The organism is Parashewanella spongiae, assembly GCF_004358345.1.
Taxonomy (GTDB): domain Bacteria; phylum Pseudomonadota; class Gammaproteobacteria; order Enterobacterales; family Shewanellaceae; genus Parashewanella; species Parashewanella spongiae.
Genome location: NZ_CP037952.1, coordinates 2,020,809 through 2,045,679, shown reverse-complemented (window position 1 = coordinate 2,045,679; position 24,871 = coordinate 2,020,809). Strand labels below are relative to the sequence as shown.

General features: G+C 42.6%; 7 protein-coding genes and 1 pseudogene. 6 read left to right on the top strand and 2 right to left on the bottom strand.

Features of this window, described 5'->3' with window-relative positions:
• Positions 1-154: 154 nt before the first annotated feature.
• Positions 155-2,161: a hypothetical protein gene (locus E2I05_RS07780; protein WP_133372204.1), complete on the bottom strand. Its 2,007-nt coding sequence runs from the start codon at positions 2,159-2,161 to the stop codon at positions 155-157.
• Between the two features lie 727 nt (positions 2,162-2,888).
• Here E2I05_RS07780 and E2I05_RS07775 point away from each other — a divergent pair.
• The 4 genes and pseudogenes from E2I05_RS07775 (at position 2,889) to E2I05_RS07755 (ending at position 12,398) form a co-directional block, all read left to right on the top strand.
• Entirely contained in the window at positions 2,889-4,274 is a 1,386-nt protein-coding gene (locus E2I05_RS07775; protein WP_121854393.1) for a hypothetical protein, read from the top strand.
• Positions 4,275-5,665: 1,391 nt separating this feature from the next.
• Positions 5,666-6,882, top strand: a pseudogene (locus E2I05_RS22985) (ISAzo13 family transposase).
• A 166-nt stretch (positions 6,883-7,048) separates the two neighbouring features.
• Positions 7,049-7,369 (top strand): hypothetical protein, encoded by a 321-nt coding sequence (locus E2I05_RS07760; protein WP_121855214.1) that lies wholly within the window; start codon positions 7,049-7,051, stop codon positions 7,367-7,369.
• 1,255 nt (positions 7,370-8,624) lie between these two features.
• Positions 8,625-12,398, top strand: coding sequence for a hypothetical protein (locus E2I05_RS07755; RefSeq protein ID WP_133309559.1), 3,774 nt, complete (start codon positions 8,625-8,627; stop codon positions 12,396-12,398).
• Positions 12,399-13,269: 871 nt separating this feature from the next.
• Here E2I05_RS07755 and E2I05_RS07750 read toward each other — a convergent pair.
• Positions 13,270-14,403 carry an IS110 family RNA-guided transposase gene (locus E2I05_RS07750; protein WP_133309449.1) on the bottom strand — a complete coding sequence of 378 codons (1,134 nt, stop codon included), beginning with the start codon at positions 14,401-14,403 and terminating at the stop codon, positions 13,270-13,272.
• A 600-nt stretch (positions 14,404-15,003) separates the two neighbouring features.
• Here E2I05_RS07750 and E2I05_RS07745 point away from each other — a divergent pair.
• A complete protein-coding gene (locus tag E2I05_RS07745) occupies positions 15,004-18,888 on the top strand; it encodes a hypothetical protein (RefSeq protein ID WP_133309558.1) in 3,885 nt (1,294 codons plus the stop codon).
• A gap of 326 nt (positions 18,889-19,214) precedes the next feature.
• Positions 19,215-23,726 (top strand): hypothetical protein, encoded by a 4,512-nt coding sequence (locus E2I05_RS07740; protein ID WP_133309557.1) that lies wholly within the window; start codon positions 19,215-19,217, stop codon positions 23,724-23,726.
• Positions 23,727-24,871 lie beyond the last annotated feature (1,145 nt).

The window sequence follows — 24,871 nt, the reverse complement described above, 5'->3', positions numbered from 1 at the left end:
TTAATTGTCAAAAGAGCTCCTCACAAACCCAAGGTTATTTTATGCAAAGAAGAGCTTATGCAGTTTGGTTATTTACCGATAAACAAAACTGTCGTTACTTCGTTTCCAAATGAGTGATTAGTCGGCATTCGGCGTAAGGCTGACCAAGAGGAAGTTAATGTCTCTTCATATCGATTATTACTGTATCACCAACCTCTTTAGTTTTTACTTTAGGCAATTCGTTGGCTGAAGCAGGGTTAGTCTTAGTTTTCTTAGTGGGTAGAGGTTTAGATTTAGTTTTTGCTTCTGTTGGTAAATCAATATTAATTGCGACCAAATCGACAGCGCCCCCCTTTGTTTGCTTGTCAGGGCTACCTGAGAATCTAGGCTTAATAAAAGAGATATTTTTTTGTCTCAAGCTCTGACAGCACCTTTTAACCTCATTTCGTTTTACATATAAAATGATGCCTGTCGGTGTGACCACGACAACGACCACGGTTACAGGAACCAAAATACCAAGAGCGATACCTGCCGCTTTACTGGTACCGCTAGTATTCTCGGAAGGAATGGTCGGATTAGTAGGAGTGACTGGATTACATGATGCATCGAAATCTTGTCCGCTTAGCTCATTTATGGAACGCACGTGACTTTGCTCAACTTCAGTGCGATTGAGTGGTGTACCATCTTGGTCAAATACTTGACCACCCTTACAAATAACGATATCCGCATTCGCTAATGCTGAGTTCGGGTTGAATTTTAGTTTACCGCCAGAGACGGAAATTGAACACCCTTGACAGGCATTATCAATTGCATCAAATTGCCCACCTTCTTGAATCTGAACACTTGCATTTATGAATGCGTTACCACTGGAGACAACATAGCCGTTTTGACCTACGGTAAGGTCAGCTTCCGCGCCTGAAGCATTAGTGGCCTGCAAATTAATATGAGTATCGTTGGCTGTCCTGTTTAGACGATCTTTAACATCAATTTGTGCCTGAAATAATGAATCACCCTGCAGCAAAGTCTCATCAGCATCGCCGTTCAAATTCACTCTGGCCTGCTGGCCTGCATTATCTCGAAATTCAGCTCTATCATTATTAGCCAATTGATTTACTGTCGCTTCTTTCCCTGAATAATCAGAAAAAACAACCCTATTTTGATTACTTTTTTGGTTTATAGTTGCCTCTCTTCCTGCATTGTTTACAAAAAGTACCTGCTGGTCGTTGTCAATATTTTCATTTATTGTTACTTTTCGTCCCGCATCATTATGGAAGTTTAGACGCCTACGGCTGACACTATCTCCATTACGATTAATCACAGCTTCTTCTGCTGCATCATCATAAAATTCTTCATAGTGATAATCAGAATTTTCATTAATCTCTGCTTTTTTTGCAGATTGCTGTCTAGCAATAACAGTACTGTCTATATTCAAATCAATTTTAGCTTTTTGAGCCGCTTGCTGTTCAAGAATTAAAGTTGTTCCAGATACAACAAAGTGACCACACTCGCCATTAGATCCATTTACCGTAGTATCCCCATTGATAAATCTTGTGCTAGCTCTATTGTTGCCGCAAGGGTGTGATGTATCAGCCTGCCGCCTGACATTGTGACTATCGGAAAAGTCATTGGGTGCTTTACTCGTCGCCGTGTCAATTCTGGAGCCGATGGCGTGGCCTGCAAGGGTTCCTAAGGCTGCAAAGGTAGCATCTGTTGCACCTTTAAATACGGGATTAGCCGACTTAGTGTCGACTAATTTATCTGACAGTTTTTTACCTGCGAAACTGCAAGCGATAGACAAGGCCGCCTTAGGAATACTTTCGGTTACTGCATACGTCGTACCCACGCCACAAGCCAATTGCACAGTAGAGGCTGTGGTTTCTGCTGTTTGTTTTGAAACAAATGGCGACAAAGCTAATTGAAGGCCTTTTTTCAACGCGACATGACCAGCCCCCACTGTGGCACCTGCAACGGCTCCTGCCGCTGCACCAGCGGGGCCAGTTACTGAACCGACTAACGCCCCCGTCGTTGCCCCAACGGATACTGAATAAGCCGCATCGGATGTCGATGAAGCCAGAAACTCCATAACTTTCTGGCTGGATGTTGCCACTGTATGATATGTCTGCCCGCAGATATCTGTAAGATCTTGCGTAAGTTGTTTTGCAGGAGGTAATAATTTCGACATACAATTAACGTTTAGTTCAGACAGCATGATACTTACCTCTAACTTCGATTAATGTTAGCAAAAGAACAATTAGGAGGGAGATTGGCACGACATTCTTGTTCTCTAATTGCTCAGTCTAATTTTTCTCACCTTTAATACAATCAATTGCTGGATTTTAATCCCTGTATGACAGGGGAAGTTCAATTAAAGTGTTTATGTAAAAAGTCTCTTAACTAAGGAAAGTTGCGAAAGAAAGTATACCGATGAGTTTTCGTCACTCCATCACAGGCTGGAAACGAAGCAACGACAGTTTTGTATGTCGGTAATAACTATGTTTTCCCCAATTTCGTTTGTACTTTGTGCGCATACATAGCTCTGAGTTGAGCATTTAATTACTGTAATTGGTAGAAGCCTAAATCTGATTTTTTAGTTTTAGATGCAATTTTATATTCCACCCACTATAAGTCCGTCATTTCGCACTGATATACCCGTGACACTTTGTTTTACGAATGATTGATTTCGTTCCCGTAAGCCCTTACCGATGTTTATAAATCTTAATTAAATTTCATTTGTCCTCATTTAAAATGACATTTATCATTTTAAATCCTGCTGCTAGTTACTGCATGAGTTCAAGAGTAAGGCTTCATCAACCTATTACTGTGATACCTAAAAATGTAACTTTCAGGGCATTTCAGGTAACACGGGTTTATAAACTCAAAAACACTTGTACTTAAAAAAGGTCGTAAAAATGGCACTCATCTCCACTTCAAATACTACCACTGGTGCCGCGTATGATACTCCCTCGCCTTCTATTGATGAGTCAAACCGCAAAAGAGCGTGGACAGATGAAGACAATCCCGATCCTAAAAGATTGTGTACCACAACTACGACGAGTACGAGTACGAATAAATGTTATTTAGTATCGCAGGATAAAAAGCTACCTCAAATACTCCAAAATGCAATGAATCGCAAAGGCATTAAAGTTTTATCTGCATTCACTGATTTTTTATCAAAAGTCGAGATTAAATCCGAAGCACAACGAACACTGTACATTAATAAGCTAACTCTTTTTTTCATAAACATCGCCGATAAAAAGGTAAAAGATACCGGCTTCTTTACCAGCATGCTTGATGCACAACATAAGATAGAAACGTTCTTTAATTTCAGCGATGAGCACATCGTTCAGATAGCGTTTACCCAACCGATGCTCCCCTTGTCGTCAATGTATCATCACGCTGATCTGCCAGAAGGATGGGAGATAGAGTGTTTTAATAAGTTGCTAACAATGCCGCAACTGCAGGAGGGTGGCAGATTAAGCCTGCCGCGGCTAAAATCCCTGTCGTCGATATTTCTTGGTTGTGAAGTGCCTGACCAATGGGATATGGAGCGCTTTAATAAGCTGCTGAAACTACCTCTGCTGCAGGTTGACGGCGAATTAGACCTGCCGCGACTCAATTATCTGTCGTCGATCCTTAATGGCTGTGGTTTGCCTGACGAAGAGACGATGATGCGCTTTATTGATACGCTGAATCAGCCGCGACTGCAGGAAGACGGCACATTAAGTCTGCCGAGGCTCAAATCCCTGTCGTCGATATTTCATGGCCGCGGTTTGCCTGACGAAGAGACGATGAGGCGCTTTATAAAGCTGCTAACAATGCCGCAACTGCAGGAGAACGGCAAATTAAGTTTGCCGCTGCTTAATTCCCTGTTGTCGATATTTCATGGTCTCGGTTTGCCTGACAAAGCGACGATCAGGCGCTTTATTAATCTTCTGGAACTGCCGAAACTGCAAGAGGACGGCACATTAAGTCTGCCGAGGTTCAAATCCCTGTCGTCGATATTTCATGGTCGTGGTTTGCCTGACGAAGCCGTGACAATGCGCTTTATTAAGCTTCTGGAACTGCCGCAGCTGCAGGAGGGCGGCACATTAAGTTTGCCGCTGCTTAATTCCCTGTCATCGATATTTCATGGTCGCGGTTTGCCTGACGAATCAGAGATAGCACGTTTTTTCAAGCTTCTGGAACTGCCGCAGCTGCAGGAGGGCGGCACATTAAGTCTGCCGAGGCTCAAATCCCTGTCGTCGATATTTCATGGCCGCGGTTTGCCTGATGAATCAAATGTGGCGCTTTTTTAAACAATGAAAAGTACCGCAACTGCAGGAGGACGGCAGATTAAATCTGCCCTTGTATGAGTTGTTATTAGTTAAAGTGATGAGTCGGCCTTATGATACCGAAGGCTGGCATTGCTTGCTTGTTTGAATGCCCTGCATTGCAGTGTATTGGTCGGTTCCATCCTCTCTGTTTAGCCTGTGTCTTTGCTGTTTTCTCGCTGCCGCAGACATCGGTTCAAGTAATTCATCTGCTTTCTTTATTAACCTAAATAAATCGGTTGAACGCACAATTTAGCTTTAATCTATTGAAGTTAAATACAAAATTAAACAACCCTAATTCACCCATCAGGTGAGTGCTGAACATTCATATACTTGTCAAAACCACCGCTAGCTGCGTTATAAATTTTGCAAGTAGAAACGAAGTAACGACAGTTTTATATGTCGGTAACCACTACTTGCTGCTATTCATGCCTTGCTATCAGTAATTTTTTCTGCGTATATGAACGCTCTCAACCGATTTATTTAGGATTAAGCATTGATAATAAACTCGACGATGAACTACTGTAACTCTACATTCTGGGGTAGTGGCCTTCGCTGGTATGACAAAGATAGTTACTTTCTAATATCACGAGATCCCTGAGGTGTCAAAATTTAGTTGACCATGTCAGCTTAAATTGGCTAACTAGCCCCGCACTTTCACGCCTTGAAAAATGAACCGTTGAAAATACCCTGAAAGTTTCACCTTCAATTATCACGGGGATATATTAAAAAAGTAAACCTCTTATCAAATTTTTAGTTTTAGATGCAATTTTATATTCCACCCACTATTTATACTCCACCCACTATAAGTCCGTCATTTCGCACTGATATACCCGTGACACTTTGTTTTACGAATGATTGATTTCGTTCCCGTAAGCCCTTACCGATGTTTATAAATCTTAATTAAATTTCATTTGCCCTCATTTAAAATGACATCTATCATTTTAAATCCTGCTGCTAGTTACTGCATGAGTTCAAGAGTAAGGCTTCATCAACCTATTACTGTGATACCTAAAAATGTAACTTTCAGGGCATTTCAGGTAACACGGGTTTATAAACTCAAAAACACTTGTACTTAAAAAAGGTCGTAAAAATGGCACTCATCTCCACTTCAAATACTACTTCCGGAGTTATGTATGACACACCCTCGTACTCAAATTACGTTGATGAGTCAAACTGTAAAATAGAGAGGACTGATGAAGGCAATTCCGCTCCTAAAAGATTGTGTACCATAACTGCGACGAGTAAATGTTATTTAGTATCGCAGGATAAAAAGCTACCCCAAATACTTCAAGATGCAATGAATCTCAAGGGATGCTGCGACTTAGGTTATACCGACGTATAATCCAAACAGAGTAATTTACGGTTGCAGCCAAATGTCTACTTCAATTTACCTTTCTAGTGAGTCCAAAAGGATAATTAAACTTGCATCCAGTAAACTTCATGGGATGGAGAAAAGAGTTTTTATGGCCGAAGTATCCAAAACCTTCTGCTGTGGGAGTCCACGCTTAACTGAAACAGAATTTGGCTGGTGTCGAAAGGCTGTTGCGCTTGGGCTTCATGAACAAGAAACGGGCTTCGAGTGTTTCGGAAACTATGACGGAAAACCTCGAAGTGAAGTGAGTCAGCCTCAATTAGAAATAGATATTAGAGCGTTAGTAGATCCTGAATCGCAAGCCGACCCGAAGTTTAAAAATACGTTTGTGTATACCCGAATTACAGCGAAAGGCGTCAGAAAAAAGTTAATTGAAGAAAAAGGCTGGCTACCTGAAGAATTACCTAAAGAAAGAACCATTAACGACATATTAAATCGACTGGGATACAGACTTCGACGAGTCCAAAAAACTAAACCCCAAAAAAAATTCCTCAAACAGACGCTATCTTTGAAAACGTAAACAAAATCAATAAAGAAACAACCGGTAATAAAAAAGTCATCCGTATTAGTATCGACTGTAAAGCGACAGTTAATGTTGGTGAGTATTCCCGTTACGGTAAATCTCGTAGTGCTGATGCTGTTCAAGCGTTGGATCATGATATGGAAATAAAAAAGAAAATGATCCCGTTCGGAATTCTTAACCTCGACAATGATCAACTTCATGTTTTTTATGGCAACTCAAATAAAACAAGTGACTTCATTTGTGACGCACTTGAATGGTGGTGGGATTCAGTTAAAAGTGAAAATCTAGAAGTGGAAGAACTCATTATTTTTTCAGATAATGGTCCTGAAAATAGTGGCTGTCGTACTCAATACCTGTTTAGATTAGTAGCGTTTAGTGAACAATCGAAACTCAAGATTCGAAACGTCTACTACCCGCCATACCACAGTAAGTACAACCCGATAGAACGAGTCTGGTCATCGTTAGAGAGGCATTGGAATGGCACATTACTGAGTACAGCCAAAACGGTAATAGAATGGACAAAAACAATGACATGGAAAGCGATGAGCCCAGTAGTCAATTTAATTGATAAAATTTACTCAAAAGGAGTCAAGCTCAATAACAAAGAAAAAGAAGAGCTGGAAAGTAAAATAGTCAGAAATAGTGAATTACCAAAGTGGGATCTTACAATCACTCCAATTGCGGTAGATTTTTAAATGCTAGATCCCCAAAGGCATTAAAGTTTTATCTGCATTCACTGATTTTTTATCAAAAGTCGAGATTAAATCCGAAGCGCAACGAACACTGTACAGCAATAAGCTAACACTTTTTTTTATAAACATCGCCGATAAAAAGGTAAAAGATACCGGCTTCTTTACCAGCATGCTTGATGCACAACATACGATAGAAACGTTCTGTAACTTCAGTGATGAGCACATCGTTCAGATAGCGGTAACCCAACCGATGCCCCCCTTGTCGTCAATGTTTCATCACGCCGGTCAGCCAGAAGGATGGGAGATAGAGCGTTTTAAAAAATTGCTAACAATGCCGCAACGGCAGGAGGGTGGCAGATTAAGCCTGCCGCTGCTCAAATCCCTGTCGTCGATATTTAATGGCCGCGGTTTGCCTGAGAAAGGTGAGATTGAACACTTTATTGAGCTATTGAAACTACCCAACATTCAAACCCCTGTCGTCGATATTTAATGGCGGCGGTTTGCCTGACGAGTCAGAGATGGCGCTTTTTATTAAACTGTTGAAAGTGCCGCAACTGCAGGAATAGGGCAGATTAAATCTGCCCTTGTATGAGTTATCAAGTATAAATCTGACATTTCGCACTGATATACCCGTGATACTTTGCCTTAGGAATCTCACTATTTAGAAAGTACCAACCTTTGTCATACCAGCGAAGGCTGGTATCTAGTGTTTTTTATAGAAAAAAGCAAAAGGCACTAGAAGGGGCTGTTTATCTTTCAAGATTAAATTTTGTGCTATTTGAGCGTTTATCTGTTCAAGGCGTAAGCCGTGAAGCTTAGTCATCTAAGTAAACGGGTTACAACACAGAACAGTGAACGCTCAAAAGCATCGAAAAAAGAGAGAGCGTAAATTGGTCGCTCTTTCTAAATAAAAGGTACTGCGTTATCGCTTGCTTATTTGGAATACCAAACCGCACAAGCTCTGTCTTGTATAAAACGACCAATTTATCGCTGCAAAAATAATCACGAAAGATAAACAGTCCCTAGACTACCGACATACAAAACTGTCGTTACTTCGTTTCCAGCCTGCGCTGGAGCGGCGAGAACTCATCGGTATACTTTCTTCCGCAACTTTCCTTATGTCTTGGCTTTACGAATGATTAATTTCGCACAATTAACTCCTTACCACAGTTTGTAAACCTTAAAATAATTTCATTTGTACTCATTTTAAATGACATTTACTCTTTTAAATCTCTGCTGGTTACGTCTTGAGTTCAATAATAATAATAATATCAATTACAGTAATTAAATTCCCAGCTCAGAGCTATGTATGTGTTCAAAGTACAAGTGAAATTGATGAAGACATAGTTATTACCGACATACAAAACTGTCGTTATTGCATTGCTACGTTGAGACAGTATTGCGTAGTAATTTGGACACATACAAGCTCCCGAAGGGCAAGGCTAAAGGATTCCATTACTAGGTTACAAGTTTTTGAATTATCCTGACAAAAGCACGAAATGCGTTGAACGCCAGCTTTGTATGGCGGTCGTAGGGAATATAGTACTTCAAACTTGCGCCTTGTACTGAAATCCTTTAGCTCTTGCAGAGTGGGAAGTTAATTACTGTAATTGGTATAAAGTAACACGATTCACATTGAGAAAACCTGAGTAAAATGAGGGTGGCTAGCAAAAAAGGTAATAGATTTCACCAACCTATATCCTTGTATAAACTAAAAATAACTTTCCTTAAAAGAGGTAGTAAACATGGCTCTCACCTCCACTTCAAATACAATTTCCAGTGCCATGCATGGCACATCCTCGCCCTCAGATTATGCTGGTGAGTCAAATCGTAAAAGATCGAGAACTGATGAAGGCAGCCCCGTTCCTAAAAGATTGTGTACCACTACTACGGCGAGTGAACGTTATTTTTTTTTGCTGGATCAAGAGCTGCCTAGAAACCTTCAAAATGCAATGAATCGCAAAGGTATTAAAATTTTACCTGCATTCATAAAGTTATTATCTAAGGTCGAGATTAAATCCGAAGAGGAACGAACCGAGTACAGCAAAAAACTGACAATTTTTTTCATAAACATCTCCGATGCAAAGGTAAAAGATACTGGCTTTTTTACCAGCATGATTCATATACCGAGTAAGATAAAAAAGTTCTTTAGGTTCAGTGACAAACACATCACTCAGGTGGCGAAAACCAAACCGATGAAATCACTGTCGTCGATATTTAGGTGTCGCGGTTTTCCTAACGAGTCGAAGATGGAGCGCTTTAATAAGCTGCTGAAATTGCCGCAACTACTAGAGGAAGGCACGTTGAATTTGCCGCAGTTCAAATCCCTGTCATCATTGTTTAATGGCCACGGTTTGCCTGACGAATCGGAGATGAAGCGCTTAGTTAAGTTACTGGAACTGCCGCAACTGCAGGAGAGCGGCACATTAAATCTGCCGTTGCTTAAATCTCTATCGTCGATATTTCATGGCCGCGGTCTACCTGATGAAGCGGAGATGACGCGCTTTGTTAATATTCTGGAACTCCCACAGCTGCAGGAGGGTGGCAGATTAAGCATGCCGCGTCTCAAATCCCTTTCGTCGATATTTAATTGCCGCGGCCTGCCTGACGAAGTGGAAATGACGCGTTTCATTAAACTACTCGAACTGCCGCCGCTGCAGGAGGGTGGTCGATTAAGCCTGCGGAAGTTCAAATCCCTTTCATCAATATTTAATGGCCGCGGTTTACCTAACGAAGTCGAGATGAAGCGCTTTATTGAGCTGCTAAAACTGCCGCAGTTACATGAGGGTGGCAGATTAAGTCTACCTCTGCTCCAATCCCTGTCGTCGATATTTTGTGGTCGCGGCATACCTGAGGAAACGGCGATGACGCGCTTTGTTAATCTTCTGGAATTGCCGCAACTGCAGGAGGACGGCAGATTGAGCCTGCCGAGGTTCAAATCCCTGTCGTCGATACTTGGTCGCCGCGGTCTGCCTGACGAAAAGGCAATGGCGCGCTTTATTATGTTGTTGGAACTGCCGCAACTGCAGGAGGGCGGCAGTTTAAATCTGCCTTTGCTCAAATCCCTGTCGTCGATATTTAGTGGCCGAGGTTTGCCTGACGAATCGGAGATGAAGCGCTTTATTGATCTGCTGGAACTTCCGCAATTGCAGGAGGGCGGCAGATTGAGCCTGCCGCTACACAAATCACTGTTGTCGATATTTCACCAAGGCGGTCTGCCTAACGAAGCGACGATGATGCGCTTTATTGAACTGCTGAAAATGCCGCAGTTGCATGAGGACGGCAGATTAAATCTGCCCTTGTTTAAGTTGTTATTAGTTAAGGTGAAGAAAAGTCAACCTGATGATACCGACAGCTGGTTTAACTTGCTTGAACACCCTGCATTGCAGCAAAATGGTCGGTTCCACCTTCTCAGATTAGCCTGTGTCTTTGAAGTTTTCTCGCTGTCGCCGAAACAGGAGGAGGTAACTAAGCTGTTTTCTTTATTAAGCATTGATGGTCAACCCGACGATAAACTACTGCAACTCTGCATTCACGAGTGGAAACAATCATCTCTTTTAGCTGTAGAAAAGGCTTTTTCCTGTTCGCTTGTCGCAAAGCTGATCACTCACTTTCATAAGAACAATGAACTAATATCGATAAAAGCACTGGCGTTGACTGTTAAAGGTGAGCCTGAGCTGCTAGATAAATTGAATAACCACTGCTCATTGAGTTCGATCGAAATAATGGGATTAACGTTCCCATGCGTAATAGAAAGCCATCAAGGGATATTGAACTCGCTCGGTAAAATCTGTTTCGCCAACGGCCAGCTGGGATTAAAATTGTTCTTTGCAAATGCGCCTCGTCCAGAGGGAAGCCGCGCTCTGGTCGCTGAGGAAGTGCAGAAACTATCCCACTGGGAACGTTTACTCAGTCAGCCAATCAATAAAACCATTCTGTCCAGCGCACTCAATTTGAAAGGTCAGAGCCATGAGAGTATAAGCCATTACTTTCGTTTTTGCAGGGTAATCCGCTCATGCCCCACATCAGAACAATGGGATAAGACATTGTATCCGGTCGTCCTAAAGGGCGTTGAGGATGAAAATGTGAATCAGGTTCAGGCGTATTTAATTGCGGCCTGCTTGCTTTCATCTACACCTAAAACTAAGAAATTGATTAACGATATCAACTGTTGCCGAGCGTTATGCAAAGTGTTCAGTACCGCTAATGACCTATATCAATTATCGATGTCATTACCAGCTAAGAAATTTCATACCCTTTGCCTAGCAGGGAGAGATTACGGTCAGTATCTAAATTCGACCGTAAAACCCAAAGTGAAAACCATGAACACACTGAATTTGGGGCTAGTCACCAGAGGGTTAGTCTTGCCAGTAAAGCATCCTACAACATTAAATACCGTGACGTTTAGTGTACCTACCAACAATGTGGATACAGATAAAGGGGTCACATTATGCATTAATACACAAGCACAACAAACAGATTGCCCCATGGTGCTTTTTTGTTATTGGTTCAGTTTATCCTTTGCCAGCGCCTCGACTCCTTACCATATTAGTCAAGCTCATATGAGGCTACTCAATATTGATGAGGAAATGATTGAGCTGCCCTTTCCTCAGTTAAGCCAAAGTAGTCCAAGCAATCCAAGTAGTATCACAATTCGCAACTGGTCCGCCGATGAGCTTTCTTTGTTTATTGAAACATTAAGCAGTGACTTTCCGGTTGATTTTGCTGACAGCAGTGAACAAAGCATTACCAGTACTTACGTTACACGACGAGAAGAACGGTTATCACAAAAGCAAGCGCCAAGCGCCACAGGCAACACAGAGACACTGCAGGAAAGTTGGCTTAGTTTGGCCATCATCGAAAAGTGTATACATAAAGGCTTGCACCTGAACCAGGAAATTCGCCACAATCTCGTGTATCATGCCGATTCTCTGAGCATTCCTACAGTAAAAGCGCTCGTTGAGAAATATCCCCTCGCCGACATGCCTAGCCAATTAAGAGAGAGATTAAGTTCATCCGTGCAGTACCAAAACATTCCGCCTGCTTCATGGCATCATGATGGTGCAGCGACGAGTGACACGGCGCAAGAGCCTGAGCCTATGGAAACCAGCGTCAGCCTAGGTGGTGAAGATGAGGCTTTGTTGCCTTTAATGGGTGGCGGTGATTTTTTGAACACCCCCTCGTTAAGCAAGGATAATCAGCCTGTGCAATTGAAAGAGTTTGATGAGGAATGGGTCAGCAGTTTATTTGTAGGTTTATCATCTGAAGCAAATCCTAACCCAATTTTAGATAAGCCCCGACTGGATTCAAAAGACGTTGAGATGCTGCTAGCTCGTATTGAGGAATTCACCCTCTCAGAGTTAACAATTATGCTGAGCAGAATAAGCAGTGATGTCGATAGTAGGTTAGTCAAAAGACTAGATGATGCATATGATATCCAGCAACAAACCAGATTACATTTTAATACCGAGAACCATGAAGACGAATTCTTCATTATGGATTTTTCTGATTGCATATAACATCCAACCCCACCGCCATAACATCAATATCATCGTTTACTGGAAAAATTTAGGTAATGAACCTAGGGGCTGTTTATCTTTCGTGATTATTTTTGCAGCGATAAATTGGTCGTTTTATACAAGACAGAGCTTGCTTATTTGGTATTCCAAATAAGCAAGCGATAACGCAGTACCTTTTATTTAGAAAGAGCGACCAATTTACGCTCTCTCTTTTTTCGATGTTTTTGAGCATTCACTGTTCTGTGTTGTGACCAGCTCACTTAGATGACTAAGCTTCACTGCTTATGCCTTGAACCTAAAAACATCAGTTGAACGCTGAGTATACGAGTAACTGTTTGAGCAATACGATGATTTTATCATCATAGCTTTCACCCAATGAGTGAAGTGCTCTACGCTCACAAGCTTGCTAAAATGACTGCTATCTGCGTTGTAACTTTTGCAAGTAGAATAACTACTTGCTGTAAGCTACGCCTTACTATCAGCCATTTTTTCTACGCTTGAGAACGCAGTCAACTGATGCTTCTAGGTTGAACAGATAAACGCTCAAATAGCACAAAATTTAACCCTGAAAGATAAACAGCCCCTTCTATGAGGACATCTTTGTCAAGCCCTTCAGTTTTTAATTTATTTCATTCAGTTTCTCTGGTTAAAAGTGTTGCTCAGGTTTTGTTGTGTCAGCTTAATGGCTAACCACCTTCTATCCGTTCTGACTTTAGTCAGTCACCTTAAATTGCATGCGCATTATCACGCCTAACCTGAATAATGATACTAACTCTTCTAGAAAAACGATTTAGCCTTGCTTATCAAGGGGCTGTACAGTTAGCATCGAACAACGCTTTACTACATTTTACTCTTTACTTGGTTATTTTGATTAAAGTGACATCGTTGCACCTGATGGCACTTCTCCATGCTCTAAATACTTCCACAGTTTGATAAGAAGTTTACGTGCCATAGCAACAATGCCGATGCGTCTCATTCGTTTACTGCCATGAGCGAAACGCTGTTCGAACCATAAACTCAATTCTGATTTGGGTTGATACCGTAACCAAAACCAACTGAGTTCAACCATAATCTTTCGTATTCGTCGATTACCTGACTTGCAAATGCCTTGCTCTCTTTGGCTGTCACCACTATCGTAAGGCGTTGGTGTCATTCCTGCACAAGCTCCCACTTGTTTAGCGTTTTTAAATTCTCGCCAATGGAAAAACTCTGTTACTAATACCCAGCTCGATTGCCAGCCTACGCCTTTAAGCTGCATGAGCTGATTAATTTTTTGCGATGCGTCATCACAGTCATCAAGAACACGTTGTTTTTGTAATTTCTCAATTGCTTTAATTTGCTTGTCGACAATTTCATGCCTATCAAGTTCTCGCTCTATTTCCGTCACTAAATCTGTCGGTAAAGGCTTATTGAGAACCGCCGTCTTAAGTTGATTAACTTTCCCCTTTAGTTTAGAGATATTTTCCACGCTGATACCATGCAAACACAGAAGTGACTTAATTCGTGCGCTGTGACTGCCACGCTCTTTTACTAATCGTTCTCGCTCTCGGTTAATTCGACGCTTATCTTCAGCTTCTACATTTGGAACATTGATGATATTTAAAGCTTCTTGCTCTCCAGAGTGATAACGCATCAGTAAGCGGAGCAAAGCAATCACATCAACTCTATCGGTTTTGACTTTCTTCTGTTTTCGGCTGACTTCAATACTGGCTGAGTCAATCACATGATTTTCGATGCCGTCTTTAATTAACGCTCTGTGTATCCAGAATCCGTCTCTACCTGCTTCGTAACAGCTAATGACTTTGCAGTTTTCAACGCAGAATAGCTTTTCTTTTGCTAAGGCTATTTCATGATGTAGGGCTTTCCAGTCTCGGGAATCAATCGTTTTGACTCTCTTTTTTTCACCATTTGAAAAGCCAAGCTTCCAAGTTTTACTGCTAAGTTCAAAAGCAATGTACAAATTAACAAATTTTGCGTTATCTTTTACTTGAAGGACGGTGCTCATAATATTCCCCTTGTGTTGTGTTAACTAAAGGGTAGTTGAGTTACTGTCCTTCATAGTTTCTAGACTACCGACATACAAAACTGTCGTTACTTCGTTTCCAGCCTGCGCTGGAGTGACTAGAACTCATCGGACTTTCTTCCGCCACGCAGCTTTCCTTACGCCTTGGCTTTATGAATGAGTAATTTCGCACAATTAACTCCTTGCCGCAGTTTGTAAATCTTAAATATATTTCATTTGTGCTCATTTAAAATAGTATTTACCATTCTAAATCCCTGCAACTAGTTGCGGCTTGGTTTCAAGCGGGAAATAAACCGATTTATCTTGAGAAAACCAGAGTGAAATGAGGATAGTTAGGGATGTCGCAGTTCAAATAATACCAATTTAAATTTCAACGCTTAATTTGTCATGCCTGCGAACGCAGGTATCCAGCGACTTGTGCCCAAATTAACCAAAGACTCTGGACTCCTGCGTTCGCAGGAGTGACGATAAAATTGGTATACATTCTTCCGCCACGTCCCTTAGCAAGGAAGGTAATAGGCTTCATCAATCTATACCCGTGTATATACTCAAAAAATCTGTCCTTAAAAAAAGGTAATCAACATGGCACTCACCTCCACTTCAAATGCTACTTCCAGCGCCATGTATGACACTCCCTCGACCTCAAGTAATGCTATTAAATCAAGCCGTAAAAGACCGAGGGCTGAAGAAGGCAAACCCAGCTCTAAAAAATCGCGTATCACAACGGCGGCGAGTAAATGTTATTTAGTTTCGCAGGATAACAAACTGCCTCAAGAGCTTCAGGATACAATGAACAGCAAAGGCATTAAAGTTACATCTGCATTCACAAAGTTATTATCAGCGGTCAATATTAAATCCCTAGAGCAACAAAAGGACTATAGCAATAAACTAACACTTTTTTTCATAAACATCGCCGATACAAAGGTGAAAGATACCAGCTTTTTTACCAGCATAATTCATACGCCATATAGAATAATAGAGTTCTTTCACTACAGTAATAAACACATCACTCAGGTTGCAAAAACCCAACCGATGAAAACCCTTTCGTCTATATTTCATCGCTGCGGCTTGCCTAACAAATCGACGATAAAGGGCTTTAATAACTTGCTGAAACTGCCGAAACTGCAAGAGGGCGGCACATTAAATTTGTCGCTGCTTAAATCTCTGTCGTCGATATATCATGGCTGTGGTCTGCCAGGTAAAGTGCCGATAACGCACTTTTTTAAACTACTGGAACTGCCGCAAATGCAGGAGGGCGGAAAATTAAGTCTGCCGCGGCTGAAATCCCTGTCGTCGATATTTCATGCCCGCGGTCTGCCTGACGAAGCGGCGATGACGCGTTTTATTGAGTTGCTTAAAATGCCGCAGCTGCAGGAGGGCGGCAGATTAAGTCTGCCGCGCCTCAAATCTCTGTCGTCGATACTTTGTTGCCACGGTTTGCCTGACGAATCGGTATTGGCGCATTTTATTAAGCTGCTTGAACTGCCGCAACTGCAGGAGGGCGGCAGAATAAGCCTGCCGTTACTAAAATCCCTGTCGTCAATATTTCATGGCCGCGGTCTACCTGACGATGCGGCAATAAAGGGCTTCATTAAGTTGCTGAAACTGCCGCAGCTGCAAGAAGGCGGTAGATTAAGTCTGCCGCGACTCAAATCCCTGTCGTCGATATTTAATCGCCGCGGCCTACCCAACAAAGCGGCAATGGAGCACTTTATTAAGTTGCTGGTACTGCCGCAGATGCAACAGGATGAAAGATTAAGTCTGCCGTTGCTCAAATCCCTGTCGTCGATATTTAGCGGACGCGGACTGCCTGATGAAGTAGAAATAGAGTGTTTTATCCAGCTACTTGAACTGCCGCAGCTGCAGGAGGGCGGCACATTGAGCCTGCAGCGCCTCAAATCCCTGTCGTCGATACTTAGTCGCCACGGTCTGCCTGACGAAGCAACAATGGTACGCATTATTGAGTTGCTAAAACTACCGCAGCTTCAAAAAGACGGCAGATTGAGTCTGCCGCTGCTCAAATCCCTATCATCTATATTTAATGGCTGCGGTCTACCTGACGAAACGGCGATGAGGCGCTTTATTGAGTTGCTGAAACTTCCGCAACTGCAGGAGCACGGCAGATTGAACCTTCCACTGTTCAAATCCTTATCGTCGATATTTCATGGCCGCGGTTTGTCTGACGAAGCGACAGTGGCACGCATTATTGAGCTGCAAAAACTACCGCAACTGCAGGAGGGTGGCACGTTAAACCTTCCCTTGTATAAGCTGTTATTAGTTAAAGTGATGAATCGGCCAGATAAGGCAAACGGCTGGCTTTGCTTACTTGATCACCCAGAGTTGCAGCTAAATGGTCAATTCCACCTTCTCAGATTAGCTTGTGTCTTTGCGGTTTTCCCTCTGCCGCCGAAACAGGATGAGGTAACTAAGCTGCTGTCTTTATTAAGCATTGATGGTCAACCCAACGATAAACTACTGAAACTCTGCATTCACGAGTGGAAACAATCATCTCTTTTAGCTGTGGAAAAGGCTTTTTCCTGCTCGCTTGTCGCAAAGTTGCTCGTTCACTTTCATAAGAACAATGAACTAATATCGATAAAAGCACTGGCGTTGACCGTTAAAGGTGAGCCTGAGCTGCTAGATAAATTGAATAACCACTGCTCATTGAGTTCGATCGAAATAATGGGATCAACATTCCCATGCGTAATAGAAAGCCATCAAGGGATATTGAACGCGCTCGGTAAAATCTGTTTCGCCAACGGCCAGCTGGGATTAAAATTGTTCTTTGCAAATGCGCCTCGTCCAGAGGGAAGCCGCGCTCTGGTCGCTGAGGAAATGCAGAAACTATCCCACTGGGAACGTTTACTCAGTCAGCCAATCAATAAAACCATCCTGTCCTGTGTGCTCTACTTGAAAGGTCAGAGCCATGAGAGTGTAAGCCATTACTTTCGTTTTTGCAGGGTAACCCGCTCATGCCCCACATCAGAACAATGGGCTAAGTCATTGTATCCGATCGTCCTAAAGGGCGTTGAGGATGAAAATGTGAACCAGATTCAGGCGTATTTAATTGCAGCCTGCCTGCTTTCATCTACGCCTGAAACTAAGAGATTAATTAAAGATATCAACTGTTGCCGGGTGTTATGTCAAGTGTTCAGTACCGCTAATGACCTATATCAGTTATCAAGGTCATTATCAGCTAAGAAATTTCATACCCTTTGCCTAGCAGGGAAAGATTACAGTCAGTATTTAAACACGGCCGCAAAACCCAAAGTAAAAACCATGAACACACTGAATTTTGGGTTGGTCACCAGGGGGTTAGTCTTGCCAGTAAAATATCCTTCAACATTAAATGCCGTGACGTTTAGTGTATCTTCCGACAGTATGGATACAGATAAAGGGGTCACATTATGCATTAATACACAAGCACAACAAACAGATTGCCCCATGGTGCTTTTTAGTTATTGGTTCAGCTTATCCTTTGCCAGTGCCCCGACTCCTTACCATATTAGCCAAGCTCAAATAACGCTGCTCAATATTGATGAGGAAATGATTGAGCTGCCCTTTCCTCAGTTAAGCCAAAGTCGTCAAAATAGTGTCACTATTAGCAACTGGTCTGCCGATGAGCTTTCTTTGTTTATTGATACACTAAGCAGTGACTTTCCAATTGGGTTTGCTGACAGCAGTGAACAAAGTATTGTCAGTACTTATGTTACACGACGAGAAGAACGGTTATCACAAAAGCAAGTGCCAAGCGCCACAGGCAACACGGAGGCACAGCAGGAAAGCTTACTTGATTTGGCCTTCATTGAAAAGTGTGTACAAAAAGGCTTGCGCCTGAACCAGAAAGTCCGCCGCAATCTTGTGTATTATGCAGACTCTCTGAGCACTCCTACAATAAAAGCGCTCGTTGAGAAGTATTCGTTCTGCGACATACCTAGTCAATTAAGAGGGAGATTAAGTTCATCCGTGCAGTACCAGAACATACCGCTTGCTTCATGGCATCAGGGTGGTGCAGCGACGAGCGACACGGCGCAAGAGCCTGAGCCTATGGAAACGAGCGTCAGCCAAGGTAGTGAGGATGAGGCTTTGTTATCTTCAATGGATGGCGATGACTTTTTGAACACTCCCTCGTTAAGCAAGGATAATCAGCCTGTGCAATTGAAAGAGTTTGATGAGGAGTGGGTCAGCAGTTTATTTGTAGGTTTATCATCTGAAGCAAATCCTAACCCAATTTTAGATAAGCCCCAACTGGATTCAAAAGACGTTGAGATGTTGCTAGCTCGTATTGAGGAGTTTACCCTCTCAGAGTTAACAATTATGCTGAGCAAAATAAGCAGTGATGTCGAAAATACGTTAGTCAAACAACTAGATAATGCATATGATATTCAGCAACAAACCAGATTACATTTTAATACCGAGAACCATGAAGACGAATTCTTCATTATGGATTTTTCTGATGGCATGTAATATCCAACCCCACAACCATAACATCAAGGCCATCGTTTGCTGGAAAAACTTAGGTAATGAACCTAATACCAATTACAGCAATTGGTATAACTTCTTGCCACACCTTTGTAAATCTTAAAAAAATTTCATTTGTACTCATTTTAAATAATATTTACCATTCTAAATTCCTGCAACTAGTTGCGATTTGGTTTCAAGCGGGAAATAAACCGATTTACCTTGAGAAATCCAGAGTAAAATGAGGATAGCTAGCAAGGAAGGTAATAGGTTTCATCAATCTATACCCGTGTATAAACTCAAAAAAGCTGTCCTTAAAAAAGGTAATCAACATGGCACTCACCTCCACTTCAAATGCTACTTCCAGCGCCATGTATGACACTCCCTCGATCTCAAGCAATGCTATTAAATCAAGCCGTAAAAGACCGAGGGCTGAAGAAGGCAAACCCAGTTCTAAAAAATCGCGTATCACATCGGCGGCGAGTAAATGTTATTTAGTATCGCAAGATAAAAAACTGCCTAAAGAGCTGCAGGATGCAATGAATAGCAAAGGCATTAAAGTTTTACCTGCATTCATAAAGTTATTATCAAAGGTCGAGATTGATTCCGAAGACCAACTACAGAAGTATTACAATAAACTATCACTTTTTTTCATAAAAATCGCCGATCCAGAGGTAAAAGACACCGGCTTTTTTACCAGCATAATTAATACATCATGTAAAATAAGACAGTTTTTTCGCTACAGCAATGAACACACCATTCTGGTGGCAAAAACCCAACCCATGAAAACCCTTTCGTCTATATTTCATCGCTGTGGTCTGCCTAACGAATCGACGATAAAGGGCTTTAATAACTTGCTGAAACTGCCAAAATTGCAAGAAGGCGGTACATTAAATTTGCCGCTGCTTAAATCTCTGTCGTCGATATATCATAGCTGTGGTCTGCCAGATAACGTGTCGATAACTCGCTTTTTTAAGCTGCTGAAACTGCCGCAACTGCAGGAGGACGGGAAATTAAGTCTGCCGCGGCTGAAATCCCTATCGTCGATATTTAATGGCAGTGGCCTGCCTGACGAAGCGGCGATGGCGCGCTTTATTAAGCTGCTGGCACTGCCGCAGCTACAGGAGGGCGGCAGATTAAGCCTGCCGCTGTTCAAATCCTTGTCGTCGATGTTTCATGGATGCGGTCTACCAAACGAAGTGGCGATGACACAATTTATTGAGCTGCTGGAACTGCCGCAGCTACAGGAAAACGGCAGACTTAGCCTGCCGTTGCTCAAATCCATGTCGTCAATATTTAATGGTCGCGGTTTACCTGACGAAGTGGCAATGGAGCACTTTATTAAGCTGCTGGAAATACCGCAGCTACAGGACAGCGGCAGACTTAGCCTGCCGTTGTTTAAATCCCTGTCGTCGATATTCCATGGCTGCGGTCTACCTGACGAAGCGGTGATAAGGGGTTTTATTAAGTTGCTGAAACTGCCGCAACTGCAGGAGGGCGGCAGTTTAATTCTACCGTTGCTCCAATCCCTGTCGTCGATATTTAGTAGCCGCGGTTTGCCTGATGAATCGGAGGTGGCGCGTTTTATTAAATTGTTGACGTTGCCTCAACTGCAGGAGGGCGGCAGATTAAGTTTGCCGCTGCTTAAATCCCTATCGTCTATATTTAATGGCCGCGGTCTGCCTGACGAAAAGGCGATGACGCGCTTTATTGAGTTGCTGGAACTTCCGCAGCTGTATGAGGTCGGCAGATTGAACCTTCCACTATTCAAGTTCTTGTCGTCGATATTTCATGGCCGCGGTTTGCCTGACGAAGCGACAATGGCACGTATTATTGAGTTGCTAAAACTACCGCAGCTGCAAGAGGGTGGCAGATTAAGTTTGCCGCTGCTCAAATCCCTATCGTCTATATTTAATGGCCGCGGTCTGCCTGACGAATCGGAGGTGGCGCGTTTTATTAAATTGTTGACGTTGCCTCAACTGCAGAAGGGCGGCAGATTAAGTTTGCCGCTGCTCAAATCCCTATCGTCTATATTTAATGGCCGCGGTCTGCCTGACGAAAAGGCGATGACGCGCTTTATTAAATTGTTGACGTTGCCTCAACTGCAGGAGGGCGGCAGTTTAATTCTACCGTTGTTCCAGTCCCTGTCGTCGATATTTAGTAGCCGCGGTTTGCCTGACGAAGCGACAATGGCACGTATTATTGAGTTGCTAAAACTACCGCAGCTGCAAGAGGGTGGCAGATTAAGTTTGCCGCTGCTCAAATCCCTATCGTCTATATTTAATGGCCGCGGTCTGCCTGATGAATCGGAGGTGGCGCGTTTTATTAAATTGTTGACGTTGCCTCAACTGCAGGAGGGCGGCAGATTAAGTTTGCCGCTACTCAAATCCCTATCGTCTATATTTAATGGCCGCGGTCTGCCTGATGAATCGGAGGTGGCGCGTTTTATTAAATTGTTGACGTTGCCTCAACTGCAGGAGGGCGGCAGTTTAATTCTACCGTTGCTCCAATCCCTGTCGTCGATATTTAGTAGCCGCGGTTTGCCTGACGAAAAGGCGATGACGCAATTTATTGAACTGCTGAAACTGCCGCAACTGCAGGAGAGCGGCACGTTAAACCTTCCCTTGTATAAGCTGTTATTAGTTAAAGTGATGAATCGGCCAGATAAGGCAAACTGCTGGTTTTGCTTGCTTGGTCACCCTGGGTTGCAGCTAAATGGTCAATTCCACCTTCTCAGATTAGCTTGTGTCTTTGCTGTTTTCCCTCTGCCACCGAAGCAGGATGAGGTAACTCAACTGCTTTCTTTATTAAGCATTGATGGTCAACCCGACGATAAACTACTGCATCTCTGCATTCACGAATGGAAACAATCATCTCTTTTAGCTGTGGAAAAGGCTTTTTCCTGCTCACCTTTCTCCAAACTGCTCACTCACTTTCGCGTTAGCGATGATGAGCTAACATCGCTAAAAGCGCTGGCATTGGCCATTAAAGGTGAGCCTGAGATGCTGAAAAAATTGCGTAACTACTGCTCGCTGAGCACAAAAAAAATAAAGGGATTGACGTTCCCATGCGTAATAGAAAGCCATCAAGGGATATTGAACTCGCTCGGTAAAATCTGTTTCGCCAACGGCCAGCTGGGATTAAAATTGTTCTTTGCAAATGCGCCTCGTCCAGAGGGAAGCCGCGCTCTGGTCGCTGAGGAAGTGCAGAAACTATCCCACTGGGAACGTTTACTCAGTCAGCCAATCAATAAAACCATTCTGTCCAGCGCACTCAATTTGAAAGGTCAGAGCCATGAGAGTATAAGCCATTACTTTCGTTTTTGCAGGGTAATCCGCTCATGCCCCACATCAGAACAATGGGATAAGACATTGTATCCGGTCGTCCTAAAGGGCGTTGAGGATGAAAATGTGAATCAGGTTCAGGCGTATTTAATTGCGGCCTGCTTGCTTTCATCTACACCTAAAACTAAGAAATTGATTAACGATATCAACTGTTGCCGAGCGTTATGCAAAGTGTTCAGTACCGCTAATGACCTATATCAATTATCGATGTCATTACCAGCTAAGAAATTTCATACCCTTTGCCTAGCAGGGAGAGATTACGGTCAGTATCTAAATTCGACCGTAAAACCCAAAGTGAAAACCATGAACACACTGAATTTGGGGCTAGTCACCAGAGGGTTAGTCTTGCCAGTAAAGCATCCTACAACATTAAATACCGTGACGTTTAGTGTACCTACCAACAATGTGGATACAGATAAAGGGGTCACATTATGCATTAATACACAAGCACAACAAACAGATTGCCCCATGGTGCTTTTTTGTTATTGGTTCAGTTTATCCTTTGCCAGCGCCTCGACTCCTTACCATATTAGTCAAGCTCATATGAGGCTACTCAATATTGATGAGGAAATGATTGAGCTGCCCTTTCCTCAGTTAAGCCAAAGTAGTCCAAGCAATCCAAGTAGTATCACAATTCGCAACTGGTCCGCCGATGAGCTTTCTTTGTTTATTGAAACATTAAGCAGTGACTTTCCGGTTGATTTTGCTGACAGCAGTGAACAAAGCATTACCAGTACTTACGTTACACGACGAGAAGAACGGTTATCACAAAAGCAAGCGCCAAGCGCCACAGGCAACACAGAGACACTGCAGGAAAGTTGGCTTAGTTTGGCCATCATCGAAAAGTGTATACATAAAGGCTTGCACCTGAACCAGGAAATTCGCCACAATCTCGTGTATCATGCCGATTCTCTGAGCATTCCTACAGTAAAAGCGCTCGTTGAGAAATATCCCCTCGCCGACATGCCTAGCCAATTAAGAGAGAGATTAAGTTCATCCGTGCAGTACCAAAACATTCCGCCTGCTTCATGGCATCATGATGGTGCAGCGACGAGTGACACGGCGCAAGAGCCTGAGCCTATGGAAACCAGCGTCAGCCTAGGTGGTGAAGATGAGGCTTTGTTGCCTTTAATGGGTGGCGGTGATTTTTTGAACACCCCCTCGTTAAGCAAGGATAATCAGCCTGTGCAATTGAAAGAGTTTGATGAGGAATGGGTCAGCAGTTTATTTGTAGGTTTATCATCTGAAGCAAATCCTAACCCAATTTTAGATAAGCCCCGACTGGATTCAAAAGACGTTGAGATGCTGCTAGCTCGTATTGAGGAATTCACCCTCTCAGAGTTAACAATTATGCTGAGCAGAATAAGCAGTGATGTCGATAGTAGGTTAGTCAAAAGACTAGATGATGCATATGATATCCAGCAACAAACCAGATTACATTTTAATACCGAGAACCATGAAGACGAATTCTTCATTATGGATTTTTCTGATTGCATATAACATCCAACCCCACCGCCATAACATCAATATCATCGTTTACTGGAAAAATTTAGGTAATGAACCTAGGGGCTGTTTATCTTTCGTGATTATTTTTGCAGCGATAAATTGGTCGTTTTATACAAGACAGAGCTTGCTTATTTGGTATTCCAAATAAGCAAGCGATAACGCAGTACCTTTTCTTTAGAAAGAGCGACCAATTTACGCTCTCTCTTTTTTCGATGCATTTGAGCGTTCACTGTTCTGTGTTGTAACCCGTTTACTTAGGGACGCTGCGGAAGAAAGTATACCGATGAATCCTCGTCACTCCAGCGCAGGCTGGAGTCTAGTGCCTTTAAGCTTTTCTATAAAAGTCACTGGATACCAGCCTTTGCAGGTATGACAAAAAAAATTTAAAATATTGATTGGTACTTTCTAAATCGCTAGTTCCCTTAGATGACTAAGCTTCACTGCTTACGCCTTGAACAGATAAACGCTCAAATAGCACAAAATTTAATCCTGAAAGATAAACAGCCCCTAATGTGTGATTTTTATACCTCATTGAAATTGCTTATTTCGTCACTTTTACGAAAGCAGGAATCCAGAGACTTTTTATTTTTTGAGCAAAAAGGCACTGGATTCCCGCTTACAACATACGGGAATGACGGACTTTAGAAGTTTGACAACTTAGGGATCTTGCGATTTAGAAAGTACGAACCTTTGTCATACCAGCGAAGGCCGGTATCCAGTGACTTTTATAGAAAAATCAAAGGCACTAGACTACCAATATACAAAACTGTCGTTACTTCGTTTCCAGCCTGCGCTGGAGTGACTAGAACTCATCGGTATACTTTCTTCCGCTGCGCAGCTTTCCTTATGTCTTGGCTTTATGAGTGATTAATTTCGCGCAATTAACTCCTTGCCGCAGTTTGTAATACCAATTACAGTAATTAACTTCCCACTCAGCAAGAGCTAAAGGATTTCAGTACAAGGCGCAAGTTTGAAGTACTATATACCCTAACGGCTGCCATACAACGCTGGCGTTCAACGCACTTCGTGCTTTTGTCGGGATAATTCAAAAACTTGTAACCTAGTAATGGAATCTTTTAGCCTTGCCCTTCGGGAGCTTGTATGTGTTCAAATTACTACGCAAAATTGTCTCAACGTAG